Source organism: Nocardioides sp. NPDC127514 (assembly GCF_040302125.1).
Taxonomy (GTDB): Bacteria; Actinomycetota; Actinomycetes; order Propionibacteriales; family Nocardioidaceae; genus Nocardioides.
Genome location: NZ_JBEORF010000017.1, coordinates 139389 through 141097, shown reverse-complemented (window position 1 = coordinate 141097; position 1709 = coordinate 139389). Strand labels below are relative to the sequence as shown.

Below are 1709 nucleotides of genomic sequence, written 5' to 3'. Positions count from 1 at the left end.
TTCGCCGGCCGCCTTCGGCGGTCCTGGACTCCGGACCAGATCGAGAAAAAACTTGGCTGGCTATCGGGGCGGCGGCCCGGGTGTGGCGCAGCGGAATCTTCCTTGGGACAGGTGAGGTTGATGGGGCGGAAGGGTGGCCCTTCGGGCCACTTACCATCCACAGGAACGAGGTCGTTCGCTCACCGCGAAAATGGTGTCTGATCAGGGAAAATAGATAGTCAGTCAGGCGTTGAAGGCGTAGAATCAGACCCATCACAACACTTCTTTGAAGGGAGGGATGGCGATGAGTCTTGAACGCGACACCAACCACTGGGACACCAACCCCGGTGACGCGATCGACGCAGAACTGAGCGCCATCGAATCCTCCCTCGATCGACTGCTGACCCGGGATCCGGCCTATTGGCGCACCGGGCAGAAGAAGGACCTGCTCGAGCGGTTGGAGAAGCTCCAGGCCCAACAGGCTGCGTTGAAGCTGCGAGTGCTCGCCACGGCCGGTGACATCGCTGAGGAGACCGGTGCCAAGGACGCCTCCGGGTGGATGCGGACCGAGTTGCTGGTCGACAAGGGCGTGGCTCGCTCCCAGGTGAGACTCGCGGCGGCAGTCGCGAAGTACGACCTCGTGGCCGCCGGTCTCGCTGAGGGTGTGGTGTCCCAGGACAAAGCGCGGGCGATCACCCAGGCCCTCGATGCCATCGAGGCCGACCCCTCCGCCAGTGCCGAGGACCTGGTCTTGGCCGAGAAGCTGCTGGTCGATTACGCGGCCCGGTTGACGGCGAACGAGTTGAAGATCGTCGGCCGCCGGATTCTCGCTGAGATCGACCCGGAACGGTTCGAGCAGGCTGAGGCCAAAGCGCTGCAGCGGGAGGAAGAGCACGCCCAGCGGCGTACGTTCTTCTCCTCCCGCGACAACGGCGACGGCACCATCGACATCCACGCGAGGGTTTCCCGCGCGGTCGGGCTGCGGCTCCGCACGTTGTTGGACTCGTTGGCCCAGCCCAGGAAGCTCTCGGCCGAGGACAAGGGCCGCAAAGCCCCCTACGACCGGCTGCTCGGCCAGGCGTTCGCCCGGGTCATCGAGACCTACGACGTCGACCAGCTCCCCAGGCACGGTGGGCACGGGACCACGGTGTTCATCACCATGAGCGTGGAGGACCTCCGCAAGGACCTCGGCACCGCCGCCCTCGGGTTCGACGGCGAGCAGATCACCGCCGCCGAGGCCCGCCGGATGGCCTGCAACGCAGACCTCGTCCCGGTCGTCCTCGGCACCGACTCCGAGATCCTCGACCTCGGCCGCACCGCCCGGCTGGCATACCCGGTCCAACACCGAGCACTCCGGCTACGCGACCAGTGCTGCCAAGCCGAAGACTGCGACGCACCCGCAGCCTGGACCGAGGCACATCACCTGAAACCCTGGTCCGAAGGCGGCCGAACGAGCTTGGCGAACATGGTCCTGTTGTGTGCGAGTGACCATCGCCGGATCCACGACCCCGACTACGCCTATGAGCGGCTACCAGATGGGCGGATCCGGTTCACCAGGCGCACCCGAACCAGCTGATCCCCGGGCCGGCCTGCGCCGCCGTGCCCGTACTCATCCGATCCCACGACGGGCGATCGCTGATCTGCGTCCCACCCACCGTCCTGTCGTACCACTCCTGCCGGGTGCCAACCTGCCGATGCTCTGCGGCGGGCAGTGCTGGTCCGGCCTGCGC

At 66.5% G+C, this 1709-nt stretch carries 2 protein-coding genes; one reads left to right on the top strand and one right to left on the bottom strand.

The window, feature by feature from the left end:
• Positions 1-283 precede the first annotated feature (283 nt).
• Positions 284-1555: an HNH endonuclease signature motif containing protein gene (locus tag ABTX24_RS15340; RefSeq protein WP_350840723.1), complete on the top strand. Its 1272-nt coding sequence runs from the start codon at positions 284-286 to the stop codon at positions 1553-1555.
• On the opposite strand, the gene ABTX24_RS15335 is transcribed toward ABTX24_RS15340, so the two are convergent.
• The coding region (locus ABTX24_RS15335; RefSeq protein ID WP_350840721.1) for a hypothetical protein at positions 1530-1709 on the bottom strand (180 nt) is incomplete at its 5' end. The two genes, ABTX24_RS15340 and ABTX24_RS15335, sit on opposite strands and share 26 nt — an antisense overlap.

What these genes read in the sequence shown, in the direction of transcription:
- ABTX24_RS15340 (WP_350840723.1), top strand. Translation starts at nt 284, where the DNA reads ATGAGTCTTGAACGCGACACCAACCACTGGGACACCAACCCCGGTGAC.